General features: G+C 66.6%; 6 protein-coding genes. All 6 read left to right on the top strand.

All coding sequences use genetic code 11. The features are described from left to right. Positions 1-275 precede the first annotated feature (275 nt). Genes V0R59_RS31535 through V0R59_RS31560 form a run of 6 tightly spaced genes read left to right on the top strand, consistent with a single transcriptional unit; the run spans position 276 to position 6,701 of the window. Complete coding sequence (locus tag V0R59_RS31535) at positions 276-1,517, top strand: SfnB family sulfur acquisition oxidoreductase (protein ID WP_330072611.1); 1,242 nt, start codon at positions 276-278, stop codon at positions 1,515-1,517. A gap of 22 nt (positions 1,518-1,539) precedes the next feature. Beyond that, entirely contained in the window at positions 1,540-2,745 is a 1,206-nt protein-coding gene (locus V0R59_RS31540) for an SfnB family sulfur acquisition oxidoreductase (protein ID WP_330072612.1), read from the top strand. Continuing rightward, on the top strand, positions 2,745-4,142 hold the full coding sequence (locus V0R59_RS31545; protein ID WP_330072613.1) for an LLM class flavin-dependent oxidoreductase: 1,398 nt from the start codon (positions 2,745-2,747) through the stop codon (positions 4,140-4,142). The genes V0R59_RS31540 and V0R59_RS31545 overlap by 1 nt, the downstream gene beginning before the upstream one ends. Further along, positions 4,135-4,938 (top strand): MetQ/NlpA family ABC transporter substrate-binding protein, encoded by an 804-nt coding sequence (locus tag V0R59_RS31550; protein ID WP_330072614.1) that lies wholly within the window; start codon positions 4,135-4,137, stop codon positions 4,936-4,938. The genes V0R59_RS31545 and V0R59_RS31550 overlap by 8 nt, the downstream gene beginning before the upstream one ends. A gap of 1 nt (position 4,939) precedes the next feature. Further along, positions 4,940-6,067 carry a methionine ABC transporter ATP-binding protein gene (locus V0R59_RS31555; RefSeq protein ID WP_330072615.1) on the top strand — a complete coding sequence of 376 codons (1,128 nt, stop codon included), beginning with the start codon at positions 4,940-4,942 and terminating at the stop codon, positions 6,065-6,067. Then, positions 6,057-6,701, top strand: a complete 645-nt coding sequence (locus V0R59_RS31560; protein ID WP_330072616.1) for a methionine ABC transporter permease — start codon at positions 6,057-6,059, stop codon at positions 6,699-6,701. Before V0R59_RS31555 ends, V0R59_RS31560 begins: the two co-directional genes overlap by 11 nt. The last annotated feature ends 157 nt before the right edge of the window (positions 6,702-6,858 follow it).

Here is a 6,858-nt window from a genome sequence, read left to right on the forward strand (position 1 = left end):
AATTAGCTAAGCACACAAATACCCAAACCCGGGCGCGGACCTGGTCGGCGGGGGTCCACCCGCGTTGCCGGCGGTGAATCCACTGACGTCATCGCGGGTGAACCCGCTCCCACAAAGTCCGCGCAGTGCTGTTGATTCTGTGTTGCCAGAGCAACAACAGGTTTTCTATCCATATTCCCAATCGTTAGTTCAAATAATTTTTATACACGATTACGGTATATGAACCGGACCACCGGACCCCATTGCACCACCGCCATCCAACAATGAGGTCAGGTATGTCCAATCTCGCCACCACCACCGTCCACAGCGACCTGGACACCGCGCCGCTGCTGCTTCCGGCCGCCGTGCTGCGCAACGACGCCGAGGCCATCGCGGCCGCCCATGAACTGGCTGCCAGCGCCCGCCTGCAGGCCGGCAAGCGCGACCAGCAACGCAAGCTGCCGTGGGCCGAAGTCGAGCAGTTCACCCGCAGTGGCCTCGGCAGCATCAGCATTCCCCGCGAATACGGCGGCCCCGAGGTGTCCTTCGTCACTATCGCCGAAGTCTTCCGCATCATCAGCGCCGCCGACCCGGCGCTGGGCCAGATTCCGCAGAACCAGTTCGGCCTCCTGCAACTCCTGCGCGGCGCCGCCAGCGAGCGGCAGAAGCAGGTACTGTTCAAGTCCGTGCTGGACGGCTGGCGCATCGGCAATGCCGGGCCCGAGCGCGGCACGAAAAACACCCTGGAGCTGAAAGCCCGCATCGTCCGTGACGGCGACGTGCACCTGATCAGCGGCCAGAAGTTCTACTCTACCGGCGCGCTGTTCGCCCACTGGGTGGCGGCCAAGGCCCTCGACGAGGACGGCCGCCTGGTCCTCGCTTTCATCCGGCGCGGCAGCCCGGGGCTGCGTATCGTCGATGACTGGTCCGGCTTCGGCCAGCGCACCACCGCCAGCGGCACCGTGCTGCTCAACGAAGTACCGGTGGACGCCGAACTGGTCGTGGAAAACTGGCGCATCGGCGAAACCCCGAATATCCAGGGCTCGGTGTCGCAACTGATCCAGGCCGCCATCGATGCCGGCATCGCCGAGAACGCCATCGACGACGCCATTGCCTTCATCCGCGAGCGCGCCCGTCCGTGGGTCGATGCCGGCGTCGAGAAGGCCGGCGATGACCCTTACGTGATCGCCGACATCGGGCGCCTGAAGCTCGAACTGCACGCCGCCCAGGCGCTGCTGGCCAAGGCTGGCAAGGTCCTCGACGAGGTCAATGCCGCGCCGGTGGACGCTGCTTCCGCCGCCCGCGCCTCCATCGCCGTGGCCGAGGCCAAGGTGCTGACCACGGAGATCTCCCTGCTCGCCAGCGAGAAGCTGCTGGAGCTGTCCGGCAGCCGCGCCACCCTTGCCGAATTCAATCTCGACCGTCACTGGCGCAACGCCCGGGTGCACACCCTGCACGACCCGGTGCGCTGGAAGTACCACGCAGTCGGCGCCTACCACCTCAACGGCACCCTGCCCGCCCGGCATTCCTGGATTTGACCAGACCACTGGAGCCCGTTTCATGAGCCAAGTTTCCCTCCCGCACTACAACGTGCCGGTGATCGCCGACGACGCCCAGGCCCTGGCCATCGCCGAGCAGATCGCCGCCCAACTACAGCAGGACAGCATCCTGCGCGACCGCGAACGCCGCCTGCCCCATGCCGAGCTGGAGCTGTTTTCGCGCTCCGGGTTGTGGGGCATCAGCGTGCCGAAAGCCTACGGCGGCGCCGGCGTGTCCAACGTCACCCTGGCCCGGGTGATCGCCCGCATTGCCCGGGCCGACAGTTCCCTGGGGCAGATTCCGCAGAACCATTTCTATGCCCTGGAAGTGCTCCGGGTGAATGGCAGCGAGGCGCAGAAACAGCGCCTGTACGCCGAGGTCCTGGCCGGCGTGCGCTTCGGCAATGCCCTGGCCGAGCTGGGCACCCGGACCGCCAACGATCGCACCACCGCCCTCACCCGCGACGGCGACGATTTCCGCATCAACGGCCGCAAGTTCTACGCCACCGGTGCGATCTACGCCCAGCGCATCCCCACCTCGGTGGTGGATGAACAGGGCGTGCAGCAACTGGCCTTCGTGCCCGCCGACAGCAACGGCCTGAAGGTGATCGACGACTGGAGCGGCTTCGGCCAGCGCACCACCGGCAGCGGCTCGGTGCTGTTCGACAACGTCGCGGTTACCGCCGCAGACGTCGTGCCGTTCCAGAGTGCCTTCGAGCGCCCGACCCCGGTCGGCCCGCTGGCGCAGATCCTCCACGCTGCCATCGACACCGGCATCGCCCGCGCCGCCTACGAGGACGCCCTGCATTTCGTGCGCACCCGCACCCGGCCGTGGATCGACGCCACCAGCGACAAGGCCAGCGAAGACCCGCTGACCCTGAAATCCTTCGGCCACCTGGCGACCCGTCTGCACGCCACCGAAGCCCTGCTTGAGCGCGCCGGCGAATTCCTCGACCGCGCCCAGGCCGAGACCGACGCCGAAACGGTCGCCGCTGCGTCCATCGCCGTGGCCGAGGCCCGCGCCCTCAGTACCGAGATTTCCCTGGCCGCCGGCAGCACCCTGTTCGAACTGGCCGGCAGCCAGGCCACCCTCGCCGAGCACGGCCTAGACCGCCACTGGCGCAACGCGCGGACCCACACCCTGCACGACCCTGTGCGCTGGAAATACCACGCCATCGGCAACTACTACCTGAACGAGCAGAATCCTCCGCTGCGGGGAACCATCTGATGGCCAAGAAGAAGATCCTCCTCAACGCCTTCAACATGAACTGCGTCGGGCATATCAACCATGGCCTGTGGACTCATCCGCGGGACACGTCGAGCCAGTACAAGACCCTCGAATACTGGACCGACCTGGCGAAGCTGCTGGAACGTGGACTGTTCGACGGCCTGTTCCTGGCCGATATCGTCGGCGTCTACGACGTCTACCAGCAGTCGGTTGACGTGCCGTTGAAGGAGTCGATCCAGCTGCCGGTGAACGATCCGCTGCTGCTGGTCTCGGCCATGGCGGCGGTGACGAAGAACCTTGGCTTCGGCCTCACCGCCAACCTCACCTACGAGCCGCCGTACCTGTTCGCCCGGCGCCTTTCCACCCTCGACCACCTGAGCCGTGGCCGGGTCGGCTGGAACATCGTCACCGGCTACCTGGACAGCGCCGCCAAGGCCATGGGCCTGGACGCGCAACCCGAGCACGACCGCCGCTACGACCAGGCCGACGAATACCTGCAGGTGCTCTACAAGCTCTGGGAAGGCAGCTGGGAAAACGACGCGGTGATCGAGGACCGCCAGCAGCGCATCTACGCGCGGCCGGAAAAGGTGCACAAGGTCCGTCACCAGGGCGAGTTCTACAAGGTCGAGGGCTATCACCTCTGCGAACCTTCGCCGCAGCGCACGCCGGTGCTGTTCCAGGCGGGCGCTTCCGAGCGAGGCCTGGGCTTCGCCGGCCAGCATGCCGAGTGCGTGTTCATCAGTGGCCAGACCAAGGCCGCGACCCGCGCCCAGGTCGACAAGGTGCGCGCTGCCGCCGTAGCCGCCGGCCGTGATCCCGAGGCGATCAAGGTGTTCATGGGCATCACGGTAATCGTCGCCCCCACCGAAGAGCAGGCCCGGGCCAGGCACGCCGAGTACCTGCGCCACGCCAGCGCCGAAGCCGGGGTCGCGCATTTCTCCAGCTCCACCGGCATCGACTTTTCCGCCTACGAACTGGACGAACCGATCCAGTACGTGAAGAGCAACGCCATCCAGTCGGCCACCAAGCACCTGCAGAACAACGACTGGACCCGCCGCCGCCTGCTCGACCAGCACGCCCTCGGCGGACGCTACATCACCCTCGTCGGCTCGCCGCAGCAGGTGGCCGACGAACTGGAAAGCTGGATTGCCGAGACCGGCCTGGACGGCTTCAACCTGGCCCGCACCGTCACCCCGGAAAGCTACGAAGACTTCATCGACCTGGTGATCCCCGAGCTGCAACAACGCGGCTCGTACAAGACCGCCTACGACCCGGGCAGCCTGCGGCAGAAACTCTTCCCCGCAGGCACCGCCCACCTGCCTGCCGACCATCCCGGCGCCGGCTACCGCACCACTACCGAAACCGTCATCCCGACCGGAGCGCTCCAGCATGCTTAAGACCCTTATCGGCCGCCCCGTCGCGGCACTGGCCCTGTCCCTCGGCCTGATCGGCGCCAGCCACGCCGCCGAGGCCCTGAAAGTCGGCACTACTGCGGCCTTCGCCGTCCCCCTGGAAGCGGCCGTCAGCGAAGCGAAGAAACAAGGCCTGGAGGTGGAACTGATCGAGTTCAGCGACTGGATCGCGCCCAACGTCAGCCTCAACGCCGGCGATATCGACGTGAACTACTTCCAGCACATCCCCTTCCTGGAAAACGCCAAGGCCGCCGGTGGCTTCGACCTGGTGCCCTATGCGCCGGGGATCATCAACAACGTCGGGCTGTATTCGAAGAAGTACAAATCCTTCGACGAGCTGCCGAAGGGCGCCACCGTGGCCATCGCCAACGACCCGATCAACAGCGGTCGCGGCCTGCAACTGCTGGCCAAGGCCGGCCTGATCACCCTCAAGCCGGGCGTCGGCTACAAGGCCACCGAGGAAGACATCATCGCCAACCCGAAAGGCATCAAGATCCTCCAGGTCGAGGCCGTGCAACTGGTGCGCGCCTACGATGACGCCGACCTGGTGCAGGGTTATCCACACTACATCCGCCTGGCCAAGACCTTCGATGCCGAATCGGCGCTGCTCTTCGACGGTATCGACCACAAGGAATACGTGATCCAGTTCGTGATCAAGCCGAAGAGCAAGGACGATCCGCGCCTGGCGAAATTCATCGATATCTACCAGCACTCGCCGGTTGTGCGTGCGGCCCTCGACAAGGCCCACGGCAAGCTCTACCAGCCGGGCTGGGAGAGCTGAGATGAGCAGCGCCAACGCCCGCGTGGTGCGGGATGCGCCGCCCTTGCCGGAGGTGCGCGAGGCCCGGCAGCGCGCGTTGCACCCTGAGCTGAACAGCGCCCATGTGCGCTTCGTCGGCCTGCACAAGACCTACCCGGGGCAGGACGCCCCGGCCCTGGCCGACATCGACCTGAACATCCAGCACGGCGAGATCTTCGGCATCATCGGCCGCAGCGGCGCCGGCAAGTCGTCGCTGATCCGCACCATCAACCGCCTGGAGCAGCCCAGCGGCGGCCGGGTGCTGATCGACCAGGTGGATATCGCCGAATACGACGAAGACCGGCTGGTAGCGCTGCGCCGGCGCATCGGCATGATCTTCCAGCACTTCAACCTGATGTCGGCCAAGACCGTGTGGCAGAACGTCGAGCTGCCACTCAAGGTGGCCGGGGTGGCGAAGGCCGAGCGGCGACGCAAGGTGGAGGCCCTGCTGGAGCTGGTGGGGTTGCAGGAGAAGCACCATGTCTACCCGGCGCAGTTGTCCGGCGGGCAGAAACAGCGAGTCGGGATTGCCCGGGCCCTGGTGCATGACCCGGCGATCCTGCTGTGCGACGAGGCCACTTCGGCGCTGGACCCGGAAACCACCGAGTCGATCCTCGGCCTGCTGCGGGATATCAACCGGCGGCTGGGGCTGACCATCGTGCTGATCACCCATGAGATGGCGGTGATCCGCGATATCTGTCACCGCGTGGTGGTGCTGGAGCGTGGGCGCATCGTCGAGCAGGGCGAGGTGTGGCAGGTGTTCGGCGATCCCCGGCACGAGGTGAGCCGGACGCTGCTGGCGCCGTTGCAGCCCGCGCTGCCGGCATCGCTGCTGGAGCGCCTGCTGCCGAGCGCGCCGGATGCGCGGGCGGCACTGGTGCTGCGGCTGCGGATCAGCGGCCAGGATCGCGAGGCACCGGACCTGGCAGCGCTGTTCGCCGCGCTGGGTGGACGGGTCAGCCTGTTGCAGGGCGGGATCGAGCCGATCCAGGACCGGGCCCTGGGGCAGTTGGTCATTTCCGTGGCCGGCTCGCCGCACACTCACGAAGAAATCATCCAGCGCGCCCGCAACTGGGCCGCGCAGGTGGAGGTGCTGGGTCATGTGGTTTGATCGTTTGTTGCAGGGGGTGATCGACACCCTGCTGATGGTTGGCGTGTCGTCGCTGATCGCCTTGCTGGTGGGGATTCCGCTGGCGGTGATCCTGGTCACCAGCGGCAAGGGCGGGATCTTCGAAGCGCCCAATGTGAACCGGGTGCTGGGGGTTTTCGTCAATCTGTTCAGGTCGATTCCGTTCCTGATCCTGATGGTGGCGTTGATCCCGTTCACCCGGTTGATCGTCGGTACCACCTATGGCGTGTGGGCGGCCGTGGTGCCGCTGACCATCGCGGCGACGCCGTTCTTTGCACGGATTGCCGAGGTGAGCTTGCGCGAGGTGGACCATGGACTGATCGAGGCGGCGCAGGCGATGGGATGCCGGCGCTGGCATATCGTCTGGCATGTGCTGCTGCCGGAGGCGCTGCCGGGGATCGTTGGCGGGTTCACCATCACCCTGGTGACCATGATCAACTCGTCGGCGATGGCGGGGGCCATCGGGGCTGGGGGTTTGGGGGATATTGCCTATCGGTATGGGTATCAGCGGTTCGACAGCCAGATCATGTTGACGGTGATCGTGATGCTGGTGGTGTTGGTGGCGTTGATCCAGGTGAGTGGGGATCGGTTGGCTCGGCGGTTGAACAAACGCTAGGTACGGTGGATTTCCCTTCGGACCCTGTGGGAGCGGGGGGGGGCCCCCGCGGGGGGGGGGGGGGCCCCCCCCCCCCCCCCCGGGGGCCACGCCCCCCCCCCACCACCCAAACCCCCCCCACCCCCGCGGGGGCCCAGCGGGTGGAGCCGCCCCCCCC

The sequence above is a fragment of the Pseudomonas ulcerans genome (genome assembly GCF_036324125.1).
In the GTDB taxonomy this organism is placed as follows: domain Bacteria; phylum Pseudomonadota; class Gammaproteobacteria; order Pseudomonadales; family Pseudomonadaceae; genus Aquipseudomonas; species Aquipseudomonas ulcerans.